Source organism: Pseudomonas sp. OA65 (genome assembly GCF_017498305.1).
GTDB lineage: Bacteria > Pseudomonadota > Gammaproteobacteria > Pseudomonadales > Pseudomonadaceae > Aquipseudomonas > Aquipseudomonas zanjanensis.
On sequence record NZ_JAGDEZ010000006.1, the window covers coordinates 1 to 17,690 of the forward strand.

A 17,690-nucleotide genomic window follows, 5' to 3' on the forward strand; every position below is an offset into this window, starting at 1 on the left:
CCATGTGTTTTTTTTTTTTTTTTAAGAAAGAAGAGGCGGCATAACTTTTTTTGGGTCGAGCGGGGGCCGGCAGATGAGATAAGAAGCGGTCTTGTGGGCGGGGAGAGGTGTCTCAGCGCCGGGGTGAGAGCTACCCCCGCCTGTTTTTGAAAGCGCCGAAACGCGGGGAGGCGCTGGTGCTCGCTCGCCACAATGAATCACACCCGCCTCAAGTAAAGCAGGCAGCCGCTTAGCGTCCCCTCTTCCAGAGATACCCGCCCACCACAATCCCGATCCCACAGATGGCCGCCACATAATATGCCGGCCCCATTGAGCTCTCTTTCAGCAACAGGGTCACGATCATCGGCGTCAACCCGCCAAAAATCGCGTAGGCCAGGTTGTAGGAAAACGACAGGCCGCTGAAGCGCACCACGGCCGGAAAGGCATTGACCATGACATAAGGCACCGCGCCGATGGTGCCTACCAGCAAGCCACTCAGGGCATACAGCGGGAACAGCCACTCGGGGTGGTCGAACAGGCAGTGGTAGAACGTCCAGAAGGTGATCAACAGCAAACCGCTGCCGACGACAAACACCCGCCCGGCACCAAAACGGTCGGCCAGCACACCTGCCCCGATGCAACCGAAACTCAGGAATACGATCGCCAGGCTGTTGGCCTGCAACGCAACGGTCGGGCTGAAGTGGTACACCGTCTGCAGTACGGTCGGTGTCATCAGGATGACCACGATGACGCCGGCCGACAGCAACCAGGTCAGCAGCATGGAAATGGCGATGGCGCCGCGATGATCACGCAGCACGGCCCGCAGCGGTACTTCCTCGGCCAGGGCCTTGCGCAGTTGCAGTTCGGCAAATACCGGGGTTTCGTGCAGCCAACGGCGCAGGTACACCGAAAACAAGCCGAACACGCCACCCAGCAGGAACGGGATCCGCCAGGCGTAATCGGCCACTTCCACCGGTGTATAAATGCTGTTGATCGCGGTTGCCACCAGCGACCCCAACAGGATCCCCGCCGTCAGGCCGCAGGTCAGCGTGCCGCAGGCATAGCCGATGTGGCGCGCCGGAACGTGTTCGGAAACGAAGACCCAGGCGCCCGGCACTTCCCCGCCGATGGCCGCGCCTTGGATCACCCGCATCAGCAACAGCAGGATCGGTGCCCACATGCCGATCTGTGCATATGTCGGCAACAGCCCCATGATCAGGGTCGGAACGGCCATCATGAAGATGCTCAGGGTGAACATTTTCTTGCGCCCCAGCAGGTCGCCGAAGTGGGCCATGATGATCCCGCCCAGCGGCCGGGCCAGGTAACCGGCGGCAAAAATGCCGAACGTCTGCATCAGGCGCAGCCACTCGGGCATTTCGGCCGGGAAGAACAATTTGCCGACCACGGTGGCAAAGAACACGAAAATGATGAAATCGTAGAACTCCAGCGCACCACCCAGGGCTGAAAGCGACAGGGTCTTGTAATCGTTGCGGGTCAGTGGACGTGCCGGTTGTGCGGGCGTCGCCGTGCTCGAAGGCGCAGTGGTCATGGCAAGGGCTTCTCTTATAGTCGGTTCTGCAACCCTGGCAACTCGGGTTGGGGCCTGGGCAGGTTCGGCACGATAGCAAATTGTTCGAAAAAGCACATAGAGGCGCGTATTTGACAGTCGAAATCAGAACCGAGTGGTCGTCTCGACGTCTATCGCCCGATATACTCGCAACCTTGCAGTACTCTGTAAGGGGTTGCTGTGCGAAAACGCCGTTGGTGATGTAGTACAAGATCAGCCGGTTTCGCAGAGTTTCCCTTTGGCACGCCTTTACGAAAAACGTGACGAACGCAGTATGTTCGGGCTGAATCGTTTTTTACAAAGACGGCTATTCACCTGAAGCACAAGACAGCGTTACGGGTCAGAGGCACCCCCGGCATGATAGAGCTCGAACAAGAAGATCCCATCCCGCAAGGCGACCTGGCCCTGCAAATCACCGCGCTCCCACGGGAGACCAACGGCTTCGGCGATATTTTCGGCGGCTGGCTGGTGTCCCAGATGGACTTGGCCGGCACGGCCATGGCCAGCAAGGTGGCCGGCGGACGCGTGGCCACCGTGGCGATCGATCGCATGGCCTTCCTGGTGCCGGTGGCGGTGGGTGCGCAGTTGTCGTTCTATACCCAGGCGCTGGAAATCGGCCGCAGCTCGATCCAGATGATGGTCGAGGTCTGGAGTGACGACCCGCTGTCCAGTGAATGGCGCAAGGTGACCGAGGCGGTATTCGTCTTCGTTGCCATCGACGGCAGCGGGCGTACCCGCTCGGTTCCGCCGCGCGCCCGTTAAACACGGCGACCGTTTTGCGGTCCATTGCAGTCCCTGTTACCGAACGAGATTTGCAGCATGCCTACGCCCAACGTCGACGCGGTCAAACTGGATGAACTGAACGCCTGGCGCATTCGCCACGGTCAGGCCGAGTTGCTGGTGGCCCAGCAAGGCGCGCACATCCTCAGTTATCAGGTAGATGGCCAGCCGCCACTGATCTGGCTCAACGACCAGGCCACGTTCCAGGCCGGCAAGAGCATTCGCGCGGGCGTGCCGGTGTGTTGGCCGTGGTTTGGCAACCTGACGCGCAACCCCGACAGCGTGCAGGCCATGCGCGTGAGCAACGGCCCGGCCACCGCCCATGGCCTGGTACGGGCGATGGACTGGGAGTTGAAGGGCATCGAGGCCGAAGGCGAAAGCCTGAAAATCGAATTCGTGCTGCCCTACCCCGAGAATGGCCTTGCGGGCTGGCCTCACCAGGTCGACCTGACGCTGACCATCGTGATGGACGAGCAACTGCACATCCGCCTCACCAGCCATAACCGTGGCAGCGAAACCGTCAACCTCAGCCAGGCGCTGCACAGCTACTTCGCCGTGAGCGACGTGCGCAACGTGCAGGTCGAAGGCGTCGATGGCTTGAACTACATCGAGACCCTCGACGACTGGAATACCCACACCCAGGCCGGTGACCTGCATTTCATCGGCGAGACCGACCGTATCTACCTCGACACCCCGCCGACGCTCAGCATCGTTGATCCGCAGTGGCAACGACGGATCGAGCTGACCAGCAGCGGTTCGCGCTCGGCGGTGATCTGGAACCCCTGGACCGAACGCGCCAAGGCCTTCAGCGACATGGCCGACGATGGCTGGCAGCGCATGCTATGCATCGAGACGGCGAATGTGATGGACGATGTGGTGACGTTGTTGCCGCAGGCCAGCCATACCCTGGGTGTGAGTATCCGCAGCAAACCGCTCTAAACCACACCATAAAATCGACTGTGGGAGCGGGCTTGCTCGCGAAGGCGGTGTATCAGTTGATACTCATTTGACTGACACGCCGCCTTCGCGAGCAAGCCCGCTCCCACATTTGGATCTACGCCATATCTGCGGCCTATTACAAATCCGCCTCCTGCACCACCCGCACCTTCTCCGCCTCCAGCGCATACGCCGCGCTCGCCAGGTCGTTGTCGACCTTTTCGATCTTCAGCGTGCCCGTCACCCAAAGCGGCGTGTAGATGTCGTCCAGCTTCAGGCCCTTGGGGTAGCGCACCAGCACCAATTGGTTAGGCGGCGGTGGCGGGACGTGGATGCAGGCGCCCGGGTAGGGCACCAGGAAGAACAATGTGCTATGGCCCTTGGCATCGGTTTCCAGCGGCACCGGGTAACCGCCAATGCGGATGTGCTTGTCGTTCATCGAGGCCACAGTCTTGGTCGAATACATCACCGCCGGCAAGCCCTTGCTTTGCTTCAAGCCGCCTTTTTCAGTGAAGGTGCCGTTGGCTTCCGGGGAGTTGTGGTCGATGTCGGGCATGGCCTCGAGGGCTTTCTGGTCCGACTTGGGCATCAATTCGAGCCAGTCGGTTTCCGGCAGCTCGGCCGCATGGGCCAGGCCACTGCCCAGCAGAAGAAGGGTCAACACTAGACGGCGCATGAAAGGGCTCGGCAATGAGTGGGTAATGAAACGCCGGGCAGTTTAGCCCTCTCTGTGCGCCGCGCAGAGAGGGCTTTATCAGGTTTGATCAGTTTCTTTTGATCAGGCCGTAGATCACCAGCAATACCACTGCGCCCACCAGGGCACCGATGAAGCCTGCACCTTGGCCTGCCTGGTAAATGCCCAGGGCCTGGCCGCCGTAAGTGGCTGCCAACGAACCGCCGATACCGAGCAGGATGGTCATGATCCAGCCCATGCTGTCATCGCCCGGTTTCAGGAAGCGTGCCAGCAGGCCAACGATCAAGCCGATAAAAATGGTTCCGATGATTCCCATGGCATTCCCCTCTCGTTGAGACGCTAAGCCAAAGCCTGAACAGACTTTGGCACTTAGCCATGAGAGAGATTAGCCGACGAATGGTTCCACCGATGTTGCAGATTATTGCTCGGCGATCAGTGTCTCGACCTTGATGATCTGCTGGGCCAGCGTGGCCCGATCGGCGCAGCGCAGATTGGCGTGGCCGACCTTGCGCCCGGCCTTGAACGCCTTGCCATAGTGATGCAGGTGGCAGTCTGCGATGGACAGGACTTTCTCGCTGTCCGGGACCTTGCCGATGAAGTTGAGCATCGCGCTTTCGCCGATCTTGGCGGTCGACCCCAGCGGCAGCCCGGCCACCGCCCGCAGGTGGTTTTCGAACTGGCTGCACTCGGCGCCTTCGGTGGTCCAGTGCCCGGAGTTGTGGACCCGCGGTGCGATTTCGTTGGCCTTGAGGCCGCCGTCCACTTCAAAGAACTCGAACGCCATCACGCCGACATAGTCGAGCTGCTTGAGCACCCGGCTGGAATAGTCTTCGGCCAAGGCCTGCAACGGGTGATCGGTGCTGGCGACGGACAGCTTGAGGATGCCGTCCTTGTGGGTGTTGTGCACCAGCGGGTAGAAGCGGATTTCACCGTCGCGGGCACGCACGGCGATCAGCGAGACTTCTCCTGTGAACGGCACAAAACCTTCCAGCAGGCAGGCCACGCTGCCGAGCTCGGCGAACGTTCCGGCCACATCTTCTGGCTTGCGCAGGACTTTCTGGCCCTTGCCGTCGTAGCCCAGGGTACGGGTCTTGAGCACGGCGGGCAGGCCGATGGCCGCGACTGCGGCGTCCAGGTCGGCCTGGGACTGGATGTCGGCGAAGGCCGGCGTCGGGATGCCCAGGTCCTTGAACATGTTCTTTTCGAACCAGCGGTCACGGGCGATCCGCAAGGCTTCGGCGCTCGGGTAGACCGGGACGAACTGGGACAGGAAGGCCACGGTTTCGGCCGGGACGCTTTCGAACTCGAAGGTCACCAGGTCGACTTCATCGGCCAATTGGCGCAGATGATCCTGGTCGCCGTAGTCGGCCCGCAGGTGTTCACCCAGCGCGGCGGCACAGGCGTCCGGCGCCGGGTCCAGGAAAGCGAAGTTCATCCCCAGCGGCGTACCTGCCAGGGCCAACATGCGACCCAACTGGCCGCCACCGATTACACCGATCTTCATTCGTCAACAACCTCAGGCAATGCGTGGGTCTGGATTGTCCAGGACGCTGTCTGTCTGCTCAGCGCGGAATTTTTTCAGCACGGTATGAAATTGTGGATGCTTGGCGCCCAGGATGCTCGCCGACAGCAGGGCCGCGTTGATCGCGCCGGCCTTGCCGATGGCCAGGGTCGCGACCGGGATGCCGGCCGGCATCTGCACGATCGACAGCAGCGAATCGACGCCCGAGAGCATCGACGACTGGACCGGCACGCCCAGCACAGGCAGGTGGGTCTTGGCCGCGCACATGCCCGGCAAGTGCGCCGCGCCGCCGGCACCGGCGATGATCACCTCGATGCCACGCGCCTCGGCTTCTTCGGCGTACTGGAACAGCAGGTCCGGGGTACGGTGGGCGGAGACCACTTTCACCTCGTAAGGAATGCCGAGCTTTTCCAGCATATCGGCGGTGTGGCTAAGGGTGGACCAATCGGACTTGGAGCCCATGATCACGCCAACCAGTGCACTCATCGTCGTGCCTCTTTTCTCTGGGCGCCCGCAGGCGCGTCAAAAAACAACAAGCCACGCAGGAAACCGGCGTGGCTTGTTGTACGAATGATGGCCGGGCGAACCGACCGAAGGCCGGGCAGTATACCGAAAATGGTGCGTTAAACGCACTTTCGCCGACCATCTGTCATTTGCGGTGAAGCGGCGGTTTTATTGACTCGCAGGTCAGCGAACCATCACCGCAAATGCCTTTGTGGGAGCGGGCTTGCTCGCGAATGCGGTGGGTCAGCTCAGATGATGGCGACTGGCACACCGCATTCGCGAGCAAGCCCGCTCCCACAAGGGGTTATGCGCTGGTTTCAAGATCCCGCGGCACCCTGCGCCACGCCACCCTCGAGCTTGCGCCACAACAACCGCACATTGGCCTTGCGCACCAGGGCGCAGCGGTACAGGCGGATCTCCAGGGGCACGTGCCATTGCGTGCCGCCGCAAATCACCAGTTCGCCCCGGGCCAGTTCAGCGCGTACGCTCAGGTGCGGTACCCAGGCGATGCCCAGGCCTTCCAGGGCCATGCTTTTCAGGCTGTCGGCCATCGCCGTCTCGTAGATCGTGGTGAACCGCAACGCCCGCTGGCGCAGCAACTGGTTGACCGAACGCCCCAGGAACGCCCCGGCGCTGTAGGCCAGCAACGGCACGCTGGCCTCGCCTTCAAGGTCGAACAGCGGGTTGCCGTTGGCATCGGCAGCGCACACCGGAAGCATTTCGGTCTGGCCGAGGTGCAGCGATGGGAAGATTTCCGGGTCCATCTGCATGGCTGAATCCGGGTCGTAGAAGGCCAGCATCAAATCGCAGCCGCCTTCACGCAGAGCGTGGACGGCGTCGCCGACGTTGGTCGCCACCAGGCGCGTGGCGATGTTCATCCCGTCGTTGCGCAGTTGCGCGATCCAGCGCGGGAAGAAGCCCAGCGCCAGGGAGTGGGCAGCAGCCACTTGGATGACTTCGCCCTGCCCGCCTTCCAAGTGATGCAAATGGCGCAGCACTTCGCCCAGTTGCTCGACCACCGTACGCGCCGTCACCAGGAACAACTGCCCCGCCGCCGTCAGCTCGACGGGCGTACGCGAACGGTTGACCAGGGTCAGCCCGAGCGCTGCCTCAAGGCTGCGGATGCGTCGGCTGAACGCCGGCTGCGTCACGAAACGCCGCTCGGCCGCCTGGGAAAAACTGCGAGTAGCGGCCAGGGCACTGAAGTCCTCAAGCCATTTGCTTTCAAGATTCATCACGCCTCCCTACACGCACCAAAACAGGTCACACGTTCGCCGTACCGTCGGCGTCACACCGGCATTATGCCGAATATGCATAGGCCAGTGTTTAACAGCATTGGCCCTATTTTTCTCCAGAGCCTAGGATCCACAGCGTTCCGGCACAGACCGGGTCCATATCGAGATGATTTCCGTCATGTCCTCCGCTGCATCATTCCGCACAGAAAAAGACCTGCTTGGCGTACTCGAAGTACCGGCGCAAGCGTATTACGGCATCCAGACCCTACGAGCGGTAAACAACTTCCGTCTCTCCGGCGTCCCGATCTCGCATTACCCGAAGCTGGTAGTCGGCCTGGCAATGGTCAAACAGGCCGCCGCTGACGCCAACCGCGAACTTGGCCAGCTCAGCGAAGCCAAGCACGCTGCCATCAGTGAAGCCTGTGCACGTTTGATCCGCGGTGATTTCCACGAAGAATTCGTGGTGGACATGATCCAGGGCGGCGCCGGCACGTCGACCAACATGAATGCCAACGAAGTCATCGCCAACATCGCGCTGGAGGCCATGGGCCACCAGAAAGGCGAGTACCAGTACCTGCACCCCAACAACGACGTGAACATGGCGCAGTCCACCAACGACGCCTACCCGACTGCGATCCGCCTGGGTCTGCTGTTGGGTCACGACGCCTTGCTGGCCAGCCTCGACAACCTGATCCAGGCCTTCGCGGCCAAGGGTGAAGAGTTCAGCCACGTCCTGAAAATGGGCCGCACCCAGTTGCAGGACGCCGTGCCGATGACCCTCGGCCAGGAATTCCGCGCCTTCGCCACCACCCTGAGCGAAGACCTGGCGCGCCTGAAAACCCTGGCGCCTGAACTGCTCACCGAAGTGAACCTGGGTGGCACCGCCATCGGCACCGGCATTAACGCCGACCCGCGCTACCAGGCCTTGGCCGTACAGCGCCTGGCGACCATCAGCGGCCAGCCGTTGGTCCCGGCCGCCGACCTGATCGAAGCCACCTCCGACATGGGCGCCTTCGTGCTGTTCTCCGGCATGCTCAAGCGCACCGCGGTCAAGCTGTCGAAGATTTGCAACGACCTGCGCCTGCTGTCCAGCGGCCCACGTACCGGCATCAACGAAATCAACCTGCCGGCTCGCCAGCCAGGCAGCTCGATCATGCCCGGCAAGGTCAACCCGGTGATCCCGGAAGCGGTCAACCAGGTAGCGTTCCAGATCATCGGCAACGACTTGGCCCTGACCATCGCGGCCGAAGGCGGCCAACTGCAACTGAACGTGATGGAACCGCTGATCGCCTTCAAGATCTTCGACTCGATCCGCCTGCTGCAACGGGCCATGGACATGCTGCGCGAGCACTGCATCGTCGGCATCACCGCCAACGAAGCGCGCTGCCGTGAGCTGGTCGAGCACTCGATCGGCCTGGTCACCGCCCTGAACCCGTACATCGGCTATGAAAACGCCACCCGCATCGCCCGTGTTGCCCTGGAAAGTGGCCGCGGCGTGCTGGAACTGGTGCGCGAAGAAGGCTTGCTCGACGACGCCATGCTCGACGACATCCTGCGCCCGGAAAACATGATTGCTCCGCGTCTGGTCCCGCTCAAAGCGTGATCGACACGGCCACCGCTCACCAGGTCGAGGGACTAGACACCTCTCACCTTTTGAGGGCTTGGGGATCTTCCCCAAGCCCTTTTTTTAATTGATAGCCGCCAAGGATGACTGAATCTGTGGGAAGGAACCTGCTCGCGATAAACGACGACGCGCTGCCCGTTGTAAACCGCGTCGCCCGCCAACGCGAGCGGGCTCTTCCCCACAAGAACCTGACCGGAAGGCCAGGTGTTTCAATGGGTCCGCTTCGTCGGACGCACCACAACTGTGCAGACGGGCACCGCACTGATAGGTATAGTGCCGCCCCTCTTCGCATGAGCGGTCGTCCGCAACGAGACCTTTAAACATGCGAAAACCGAACTAATAACAAACCCGCGAAAATGGACCGGGACGAAACTTCGCCTCACCTGTCAGGCCGCGCGCCGACCGATGTAACACGATGTTTCCAAATGGCCAGCATTTGCTTAAACAAAAAACAGCGAGGAATACTCATGCTCGAAGTCATCAACGACTTCCTATCAGGGAAAGTGCTGATCGTGCTCATTGTCGGGCTCGGTGGCTACTTCACGATCCGCTCGCGTTTCGTCCAGTTCCGTCACTTCTTCCACATGTTCGCGGTGTTCCGTGACAGCCTGAAAAGCAGCACTGACCAGCTCAGCTCCTTCCAGGCCCTGATGCTCAGCCTGGCTGGCCGTGTCGGCGCGGGCAACATCGCCGGTGTCGGCATCGCCGTGACCCTCGGTGGTCCTGGTGCGGTGTTCTGGATGTGGGTGACCGCGCTGGTCGGCATGTCCAGCAGCTTCTTCGAATGTTCCCTCGGCCAGCTCTACAAGCGCTGCGACTCCGAAGGCCAGTACCGTGGCGGACCGTCCTATTACATCCAGCATGGCCTGCAGAAACGCTGGCTGGGCATGATCATGGCATTCCTGCTGCTGGTGACCTTCGGCTTCGCCTTCAACGGCCTGCAAGCCCACGCGGTCACCCACTCCCTGAACAACGCCTTCGGCTTTGACACCACCTACACCGGCCTGGGCCTGGCGGTGCTGCTGGGCCTGGTGTTCATCGGCGGGATCAAGCGCATCGCCAAGGTGGCCGACCTGCTGGTACCGGTCAAGACCCTGGCGTACATCGGCGTGACCCTCTACGTGATCGTGCTGCAGTTCGAACATGTACCCGACATGCTGGCGACCATCGTCAGAAGCGCCTTCGGTCTGGACCAGGCCTTCGGCGGCCTGATCGGCAGCGCCATCGTCATGGGCGTCAAGCGTGGCGTGTTCGCCAACGAAGCCGGCCTGGGCAGTGCGCCTAACGTTGCCGCCGTCGCATCGGTCGAGCACCCGGTCGCCCAGGGCGTGGTCCAGGCGTTCAGTGTGTTTCTGGACACGTTCCTGATCTGCACCTGCACCGCGCTGCTGATCCTGCTGTCGGGCTTCTATACCCCAGGCTTCGAAGGCGACGGCATTGCCCTGACCCAGAACTCCCTGGCGGCGGTCGTGGGTGACTGGGGCCGGATATTCATCTCCGTGGCCCTGTCGTTGTTCGTGTTCACCTCGATCCTCTACAACTACTACCTGGGCGAGAACAACCTGCGCTTCATGATCGGTGAAAACCGCAAGGTCCTGATCGGCTACCGCGCGCTGGTCCTGATCCTGATTTTCTGGGGCGCCATCGAAAACCTCGGCACCGTGTTCGCGTTCGCCGACATCACCATGACCCTGCTGGCGTTCGTGAACCTGATCGCGCTGTTCCTGCTGTTCAAGGTCGGCATGCGCATCCTGCGTGACTACGATGACCAGCGTGCGGCCGGCATCAAGGTGCCTGTGTTCGACTCCAGCAAGTTCCCGGACCTGGACCTGGACCGCAACGCATGGCCAGCCACCCCGTCGGCACCGGTTGCCAAACCTGACGCCGCGACTGCTGGCGTGGCCGCAGCGCAACGCTGAGCCGCAGGCTGATCGTAAAAAACCGGGCGCATCCCCTGCGCCCGGCGTGACACAGCGTAAGGTCGGCGTCATGCTCGACCTTATGTTGTGGCGGCTGACCCAAGCCGCCGTTTTCGTCCTCGGAGAACAACCATGAATTCCTTGACCTACCCTGCCGCCCAGCACGTCATGGTGCTCTACACCGGCGGTACCATCGGCATGCAGGCCAGCGCCCACGGCCTGGCACCGGCATCCGGTTTCGAAGCGCGGATGCGCGACTACCTGCACAGCCAACCCGAACTCGTCATACCGCAATGGCGCTTCCGGGAAATGTCGCCGCTGATCGACAGCGCCAACATGACCCCGGCCTATTGGCAACAACTGCGCGAAGCGGTGGTCGACGCCGTGGATGTGCAGGGCTGCGACAGCGTATTGATCCTGCACGGCACCGATACCCTGGCCTATAGCGCCGCCGCGATGAGCTTCCAACTGCTGGGCCTGCATGCGCGGGTCTGCTTCACCGGCTCGATGCTGCCCGCCGGCGTGACCGACAGCGACGCCTGGGAAAACCTCAGCGGCGCCCTGGTCGCCCTCGGCCAGGGCCTGGCTCCGGGCGTGCACCTGTACTTCCACGGTGAGCTGCTGGCGCCGACTCGATGCGCGAAAGTGCGCAGCTTTGGTCGCCACCCGTTCAAGCGCCTGGAACGCCAGGGTGGCGGCATCACGGCTGCTTCTCTGCCAACCCAGCTGAATTACAACCAGCCGAAACAACAGGCGAACATCGCGGCGCTGCCGCTGTTTCCCGGCATCAGCGCCCAGGTCCTCGATGGCCTGCTGGGCAGCGGTATCCAGGGCCTGGTGCTGGAGTGCTACGGCAGCGGCACCGGGCCGAGCGATAACCCGGCCTTCCTCGCCAGCCTCGAGCGGGCACGGGACAGCGGCGTGGTGGTCGTGGCCGTGACGCAGTGCCATGAAGGCGGCGTGGAGCTGGATGTGTATGAAGCTGGCAGTCGCTTGCGCGGCGTCGGCGTGCTGTCCGGTGGTGGCATGACCCGCGAGGCCGCGTTCGGCAAGTTGCAGGCCTTGATTGGCGCCGGGCTGCCGGTGGAAGAGGTTCGGCGGCTGGTAGAGCTGGACCTGTGCGGCGAGCTGAGCTGACACACTGCACAACCTGTGGGAGGGGACACTTGTGGGAGCAAAGCTTGCTCGCGATGCAGGCGACACAGATCAACTGTAAAGTCGCGTCATCGTTCTTCGCGAGCAAGCTTTGCTCCCACAGGTTTATTCCCACATTAGAGGTTGTGTTGAACCTTGGATTTTCACCCGGCATATAACTTGCTCCATCTCCAGCCTTCCCCAGGCTGGAAACGGACATGCTGCATTCCCACCTCACCACCCTCAACGCCGTCTCGCTGGTACTGAGCACCTTTAAAAACGAGGGGCTGTCCAGCGATGCCTTGTTGGCCGGCAGTGGCATCAGCGCCGCGGACCTGAGCCGGGCCGATACGCGCATCACCACCAACCAGGAGATGCAGGTCTGCGCCAACGCCGTGGCCCTCAAGCGCGACATCGGCCTGGAGCTGGGCTTGCGCATGCACGTTTCGTCCTACGGCATGCTCGGCTATGCCCTGCTCACCAGTGCCACCTTAGGTGACGCCTTGCGCCTGGCACTGCGCTATCCGGCGCTATTGGGAACACTCTTCGAGCTGAACCTGGACGACGATGGCGAACACATCTGGTTCAGCGCCAGCGACTATCGGGAGAACCCGGCCCTGGCGGTGTTCAATGCCGAGTTCTGCATGGTTTCGCTGAAGGTGATCTGCAACGACCTCCTTGGTCACGTGCTGCCGTTGCACGCTGCGCGTTTCGAACATCCGGCGCCCGATTACCAGGCGCGCTACACCGCAATCTTCGATTGCCCGGTGCGCTTCGACAGCGTCGATAACGCGTTTGCCTTCGACCGCCACTGGCTCGAACAACCCTTGCCCCTGGCCGACCCCATCACCCATCACGCCATGGCCGAACGCTGCCGCCGGCAGAACACCGAATTCACCGGACGCCAGGCCTGGCTAGGAAGGATCCGCCAGTTGCTCGACGCCCAACTGAACGCAGCCCCCGGCCTGGAAGGCTTGGCCGAACAGATGAACTGCTCGGCGCGCACCTTGCGCCGGCACCTCAAGGACCTGGGCTGCAGCTATCAGGAACTGCTGGACGAACTGCGCTTCGAACGAGCCAAGCAGATGCTCTGCGAGGAGCAATTGCCGATCCATCGAATCGCCGAACAACTGGGCTTCAGCGAAACCGCCAGCTTCCGCCATGCCTTCGTGCGCTGGAGCGGCGTGGCGCCGAGCCAGTTCAGGGCCTGATGTGGGAGCAAGGCTTGCCCGCGATGGCGCCAGGCCAGACACATCCTGCTCCAACATTCCCAGTCGGATCTACTCCTGCTGTCCTAGCCTTGAACTAAAGGACAGATTAAGGATGATCACTTGTGACGACACGGCCTCATTCCCAACAGTTGCGTTCCGGGCGTTATTCGCAGTGTGGACAAATCTATTTATTGACAGTAAATACCCGCGGCCGCGAGCCGTTTTTTGACCGCTTCGAGACAGGGCGCCTAGTGGTTGACGCGTTCCGAAAAGCTCAGGAAGAGCAATTTGCACATTCGATGGCTTGGGTGGTGATGCCGGACCATTTCCACTGGCTGATCGAATTGCAGGGTATTGAACTCTCCAAGCTGATAGCGCGTACGAAGTCTCGGACCACGGTTGTCTTCAATCGATTGATGCAGCGGGAAGGATCGCTTTGGCAGGAAGGATTCCACGACCGGGCCATTCGAAAAGAGGAAGATTTGCAAACAGTTGCTCGATATATCGTGGCAAATCCGCTGCGAGCCGGTTTAGTTACAAAAATAGGCGATTATCCATTGTGGGACGCGATATGGGTCTGATTCGATTCAGCTGTGCCCATGATGGCCTCATCGCGGGCAAGCCTTGCTCCCACAGGCACTCCAGATGCTGCTTCTAAGTATGCCCCCTAGCGCTCAAGGCCTTGCTCCCACAGGGCGACGTTCTTGAATGCTATGGGGGCATGGCTTGCTCCCTCAAAATCAGCGTTTGGAATACCTGTGGGAGCAAGGCTTGCCCGCGATGGCAATATAACTAGCGCCGCAAAAACGCCTGGTGCAACTCATCCACCGTCTGAAAGTGGTACGCCGGGCCCTCGATGCTGAGTTCTTCGTGGCTGCCGAACCCATACCCGACCGCCGCGGCATCCAGGCCATTGCTGTGGGCGCCGATCAGGTCGTGTTTGCGGTCGCCGATCATCAGGGTGCTGGCCGGGTCGAGGCTTTCTTCGGCCAGCAGGTGGGCGATCAGTTCGACTTTATCAGTGCGGGTGCCGTCCAGTTCGCTGCCGTAGATCACCTTGAAGTGCCGGGCGAAGTCGAAATGGCGGGCAATTTCCCGGGCGAAGACCCAGGGCTTGGAGGTGGCGATGTACAACTGGCGCCCTTGGCCGCCCAAGGTTTCCAGCAGCGGCATTACGCCGTCGAAGACCCGGTTCTCATAAAGGCCGGTGACCTTGAACCGCTCGCGATAGAAATTCACCGCCTCCCAGGCCTTCGCTTCGTCGAAGTCATAGAACTGCATGAACGCCTGCAACAACGGCGGGCCGATGAAATGTTCGAGGCGGGTCAGGTCGGGTTCGTCGATGCCCAGCTTGGCCAAGGCGAACTGGATCGAACGGGTGATGCCCTCGCGGGGGTCGGTGAGGGTGCCGTCGAGGTCGAAGAGTACGGTCTGGTAGTGCATGGCAGGTCCTGGCAGTGGCATCACGTGGCGAGGGAGCTTGCTCCCGCTTGAGCGCGAAGGGCTCACAAAAAATGGGTCTGCTGCGCCCGAAGCGTCGGACCGGCCCAGCGGGAGCAAGCTCCCTCGCCACAATGGTTCATTCGACATCTTAGGTGGGGGATTCAGGCCTGGTCGTAGCCTTCGGCCAGATGCAGGTCCTTGAGCTTCACGTAGTTCGCCGCGCTGTAGGTGAAGAACGCACGTTCCTTGTCGGTCAGCGGCCGCGCCTGCTTCACCGGGCTACCCACATACAAAAAGCCGCTTTCCAGGCGTTTGCCCGGCGGTACGAGGCTGCCGGCGCCGATGATCACATCGTCTTCGACCACCGCGCCATCCATGACGATGCTGCCCATGCCGATCAGGATCCGGCTGCCCACCGAGCAGCCATGGAGCATGACCTTGTGGGCGATGGTCACGTCGTCGCCGATCAGCAACGGGAAGCCATCCGGATTGAAGGGCCCGGCGTGGGTGATGTGCAGCACGCAACCATCCTGGACGCTGGTACGCGCGCCGATACGGATGCGGTGCATGTCGCCGCGAATGACCGTCAGCGGCCAGACGGAGCTGTCTTCGCCGATTTCGACGTCGCCGATCACCACCGCGGTGCTGTCGACAAAAGCCCCACGGGCAAGCCGCGGGCTGTGGTTCTGGTACGTGCGAAGGGTCACGATAGGCTCTCTCTTATCCGGTGATAGGCGCTGCTAGCTGCGGTGAGCGCCGATTGTAATTAAGATGGGCCGATGTTTCTTCCAGCCAAGGTGTCGACCGTGAGCGTGAACAACCCTCTTTTGCAGCCCTATGACCTGCCGCCATTCTCGGCGATCCGTGCCGAGCACGTGCAACCGGCCATCGAGCAGATCCTGGCTGACAACCGTGCGGCCATCGCCGAAATCCTCAAGACCCAAGCCCAACAGCCTACCTGGGCCGGCCTGGTGTTGGCGATGGACGAGCTCAATGATCGTCTCGGCGCGGCCTGGAGCCCGGTCAGCCATTTGAACGCCGTGCGCAACAGCCCGGAACTGCGCGAGGCCTACGAGGCCTGCCTGCCGGCGCTGAGTGCCTACTCCACCGAGCTGGGCCAGAACCGTGAACTGTTCCAGGCCTTCGAAGCCCTGGCGAACAGCCCGGAAGCAGCCGGCTTCGACGTGGCGCAGAAAACCATCCTTGAACATTCCCTTCGGGATTTCCGCCTGTCGGGCATCGACCTGCCGCCCGAGCAGCAGAAGCGCTACGCCGAGGTTCAAAGCAAACTGTCCGAGCTGGGCAGCCGCTTCTCCAACCAACTGCTGGACGCGACCCAGGCCTGGACCAAGCACGTCACAGACGAAGCCGCCCTCGCCGGCCTGACCGACTCGGCCAAGGCGCAAATGGCCGCCGCAGCCCAGGCCAAGGAGCTGGACGGCTGGCTGATCAACCTGGAATTCCCTAGCTACTACGCGGTGATGACCTACGCCGAAGACCGCGCCCTGCGCGAAGAAGTCTACGCCGCCTATTGCACCCGCGCCTCGGACCAAGGCCCAAATGCCGGCCAGAATGACAACGGCCCGGTGATGGAACAGATCCTCGACCTGCGCCAGGAACTGGCTCAACTGCTCGGTTTTGCCAACTTCGCCGAGTTGAGCCTGGCGACCAAGATGGCCGAATCCAGCGATCAGGTCCTCAGCTTCCTGCGCGACCTGGCCAAGCGCAGCAAACCGTTCGCCGCCCTGGACCTGGAACAGCTCAAGGCCTTCGCCGCCGAACAAGGCTGCCCCGACCTGCAAAGCTGGGACAGCGGTTTCTACGGTGAAAAACTGCGCCAGCAGCGTTACAGCGTGGCCCAGGAAGCCCTGCGCGCCTACTTCCCGATCGACAAGGTGCTGGGCGGCCTGTTCACCATCGTGCAACGTCTGTACGGCATCGAAATCGCTGAACTGAAAGGTTTCGACAGCTGGCACCCGGACGTTCGCCTGTTCGAGATCAAGGAAAACGGCCAGCACGTCGGCCGCTTCTTCTTCGACCTCTATGCCCGCGCCAACAAGCGTGGCGGCGCCTGGATGGACGGCGCCCGTGATCGTCGTCGCACCTTCGACGGCGAACTGCAAAGCCCGGTCGCCAACCTGGTGTGCAACTTCACTCCAGCCGACAGCGGCAAGCCAGCGCTGCTGACCCATGACGAAGTCACCACGCTGTTCCACGAATTCGGCCATGGCCTGCATCACCTGCTGACCCGCGTCGAACATGCCGGCGTATCCGGCATCAACGGCGTGGCCTGGGACGCCGTCGAGCTGCCGAGCCAGTTCATGGAGAACTGGTGCTGGGAACCTGAAGGCCTGGCGCTGATTTCCGGCCACTACGAAACCGGTGAGCCGCTGCCCCAGGACCTGCTGGAAAAAATGCTCGCGGCGAAAAACTTCCAGTCCGGCCTGATGATGGTCCGTCAGTTGGAGTTCTCGCTGTTCGACTTCGAGCTGCACGCCACCCACGGCGATGGCCGCAGCGTGCTACAAGTGCTCGAAGGCGTGCGTGACGAGGTCTCCGTCATGCGTCCGCCGGCCTACAACCGCTTCCCCAACAGCTTCGCCCACATCTTTGCCGGTGGGTATGCGGCGGGTTACTACAGCTACAAATGGGCCGAAGTGCTCTCGGCCGACGCCTTCTCCAAATTCGAAGAAGATGGCGTGCTCAACGCCGACACCGGTCGCGCCTTCCGCGAGGCGATCCTGGCCCGTGGTGGTTCCCAGGAACCGATGGTGCTGTTCGTCGACTTCCGTGGCCGTGAGCCGTCGATTGACGCACTCTTGCGCCATAGCGGCCTGACCGAGGACGCGGCAGCATGAGTGAGGGGCCTGTGATTACCAAACGACGCTTTATCGCCGGGGCGGTCTGCCCGGCCTGCAGCGAGCCGGACAAGTTGATGATGTGGAACGAAGACGGCGTGCCGCACCGCGAATGTGTGGCCTGCGGTTATTCCGACACGCTCAACGAGCAAGGCCTGTCGGTGCCCAAGGAGTTGGGCACCCGGGTCAACACCTCGGCGCTCAAGGTACCGGACGCCAAGGTCCAGGCGGTGCAGTTCTTCCCCAATCCCAAGTTGAAGAAAAAAACCGACTGACATTTTCGG

Annotated in this window: 17 protein-coding genes; 9 read left to right on the forward strand and 8 right to left on the reverse strand. The window is 61.8% G+C overall.

Annotation, left to right across the window (positions count from 1 at the left end; translation table 11 throughout):
- Positions 1-229 precede the first annotated feature (229 nt).
- Entirely contained in the window at positions 230-1,528 is a 1,299-nt protein-coding gene (locus J3361_RS06695) for an MFS transporter (RefSeq protein ID WP_207963440.1), read from the reverse strand.
- Between the two features lie 375 nt (positions 1,529-1,903).
- On the opposite strand from J3361_RS06695, the gene J3361_RS06700 reads away from it, so the two are divergent.
- A complete protein-coding gene (locus J3361_RS06700; protein ID WP_003177184.1) occupies positions 1,904-2,308 on the forward strand; it encodes an acyl-CoA thioesterase in 405 nt (134 codons plus the stop codon).
- A 57-nt stretch (positions 2,309-2,365) separates the two neighbouring features.
- The gene (locus tag J3361_RS06705; RefSeq protein ID WP_207963442.1) at positions 2,366-3,265 is read left to right on the forward strand and encodes a D-hexose-6-phosphate mutarotase; all 900 of its coding nucleotides are present in this window, start codon (positions 2,366-2,368) and stop codon (positions 3,263-3,265) included.
- A 136-nt stretch (positions 3,266-3,401) separates the two neighbouring features.
- Here the strand turns inward: J3361_RS06705 and J3361_RS06710 are convergent, their stop codons facing one another.
- From J3361_RS06710 to J3361_RS06730, 5 genes are all read right to left on the reverse strand, one after another.
- Positions 3,402-3,938 carry a DUF3299 domain-containing protein gene (locus tag J3361_RS06710; RefSeq protein WP_207963444.1) on the reverse strand — a complete coding sequence of 179 codons (537 nt, stop codon included), beginning with the start codon at positions 3,936-3,938 and terminating at the stop codon, positions 3,402-3,404.
- Positions 3,939-4,026: 88 nt separating this feature from the next.
- Entirely contained in the window at positions 4,027-4,272 is a 246-nt protein-coding gene (locus J3361_RS06715) for a GlsB/YeaQ/YmgE family stress response membrane protein (protein WP_003196372.1), read from the reverse strand.
- A 102-nt stretch (positions 4,273-4,374) separates the two neighbouring features.
- Positions 4,375-5,460, reverse strand: a complete 1,086-nt coding sequence (locus tag J3361_RS06720; protein ID WP_207963446.1) for a 5-(carboxyamino)imidazole ribonucleotide synthase — start codon at positions 5,458-5,460, stop codon at positions 4,375-4,377.
- Between the two features lie 12 nt (positions 5,461-5,472).
- Positions 5,473-5,964 carry a 5-(carboxyamino)imidazole ribonucleotide mutase gene (gene purE, locus J3361_RS06725; RefSeq protein WP_003196369.1) on the reverse strand — a complete coding sequence of 164 codons (492 nt, stop codon included), beginning with the start codon at positions 5,962-5,964 and terminating at the stop codon, positions 5,473-5,475.
- Positions 5,965-6,299: 335 nt separating this feature from the next.
- Complete coding sequence (locus J3361_RS06730) at positions 6,300-7,217, reverse strand: LysR substrate-binding domain-containing protein (RefSeq protein WP_207963448.1); 918 nt, start codon at positions 7,215-7,217, stop codon at positions 6,300-6,302.
- A 178-nt stretch (positions 7,218-7,395) separates the two neighbouring features.
- Between J3361_RS06730 and aspA the strand changes: the two genes are divergently transcribed.
- From aspA to J3361_RS06755, 5 genes are all read left to right on the forward strand, one after another.
- On the forward strand, positions 7,396-8,820 hold the full coding sequence (gene aspA / locus J3361_RS06735; RefSeq protein WP_207963451.1) for an aspartate ammonia-lyase: 1,425 nt from the start codon (positions 7,396-7,398) through the stop codon (positions 8,818-8,820).
- Positions 8,821-9,308: 488 nt separating this feature from the next.
- Positions 9,309-10,760: an alanine/glycine:cation symporter family protein gene (locus J3361_RS06740; RefSeq protein ID WP_207963453.1), complete on the forward strand. Its 1,452-nt coding sequence runs from the start codon at positions 9,309-9,311 to the stop codon at positions 10,758-10,760.
- Between the two features lie 132 nt (positions 10,761-10,892).
- Positions 10,893-11,897, forward strand: a complete 1,005-nt coding sequence (locus J3361_RS06745; RefSeq protein WP_207963455.1) for an asparaginase — start codon at positions 10,893-10,895, stop codon at positions 11,895-11,897.
- Positions 11,898-12,112: 215 nt separating this feature from the next.
- Positions 12,113-13,105, forward strand: coding sequence for an AraC family transcriptional regulator (locus J3361_RS06750; RefSeq protein WP_207963457.1), 993 nt, complete (start codon positions 12,113-12,115; stop codon positions 13,103-13,105).
- 122 nt (positions 13,106-13,227) lie between these two features.
- The gene (locus J3361_RS06755) at positions 13,228-13,686 is read left to right on the forward strand and encodes a transposase (RefSeq protein WP_207963459.1); all 459 of its coding nucleotides are present in this window, start codon (positions 13,228-13,230) and stop codon (positions 13,684-13,686) included.
- A gap of 211 nt (positions 13,687-13,897) precedes the next feature.
- Here J3361_RS06755 and J3361_RS06760 read toward each other — a convergent pair whose 3' ends face one another.
- Positions 13,898-14,548 carry an HAD family hydrolase gene (locus J3361_RS06760; RefSeq protein ID WP_207963460.1) on the reverse strand — a complete coding sequence of 217 codons (651 nt, stop codon included), beginning with the start codon at positions 14,546-14,548 and terminating at the stop codon, positions 13,898-13,900.
- A 161-nt stretch (positions 14,549-14,709) separates the two neighbouring features.
- Positions 14,710-15,255 (reverse strand): gamma carbonic anhydrase family protein, encoded by a 546-nt coding sequence (locus J3361_RS06765; protein WP_207963462.1) that lies wholly within the window; start codon positions 15,253-15,255, stop codon positions 14,710-14,712.
- Positions 15,256-15,327: 72 nt separating this feature from the next.
- Between J3361_RS06765 and prlC the strand changes: the two genes are divergently transcribed.
- Together prlC and J3361_RS06775 are read left to right on the forward strand one after the other, a co-directional pair.
- A complete protein-coding gene (prlC, locus tag J3361_RS06770) occupies positions 15,328-17,406 on the forward strand; it encodes an oligopeptidase A (RefSeq protein ID WP_207963464.1) in 2,079 nt (692 codons plus the stop codon).
- On the forward strand, positions 17,403-17,681 hold the full coding sequence (locus J3361_RS06775) for a YheV family putative zinc ribbon protein (protein WP_047230061.1): 279 nt from the start codon (positions 17,403-17,405) through the stop codon (positions 17,679-17,681). The genes prlC and J3361_RS06775 overlap by 4 nt, the downstream gene beginning before the upstream one ends.
- The last annotated feature ends 9 nt before the right edge of the window (positions 17,682-17,690 follow it).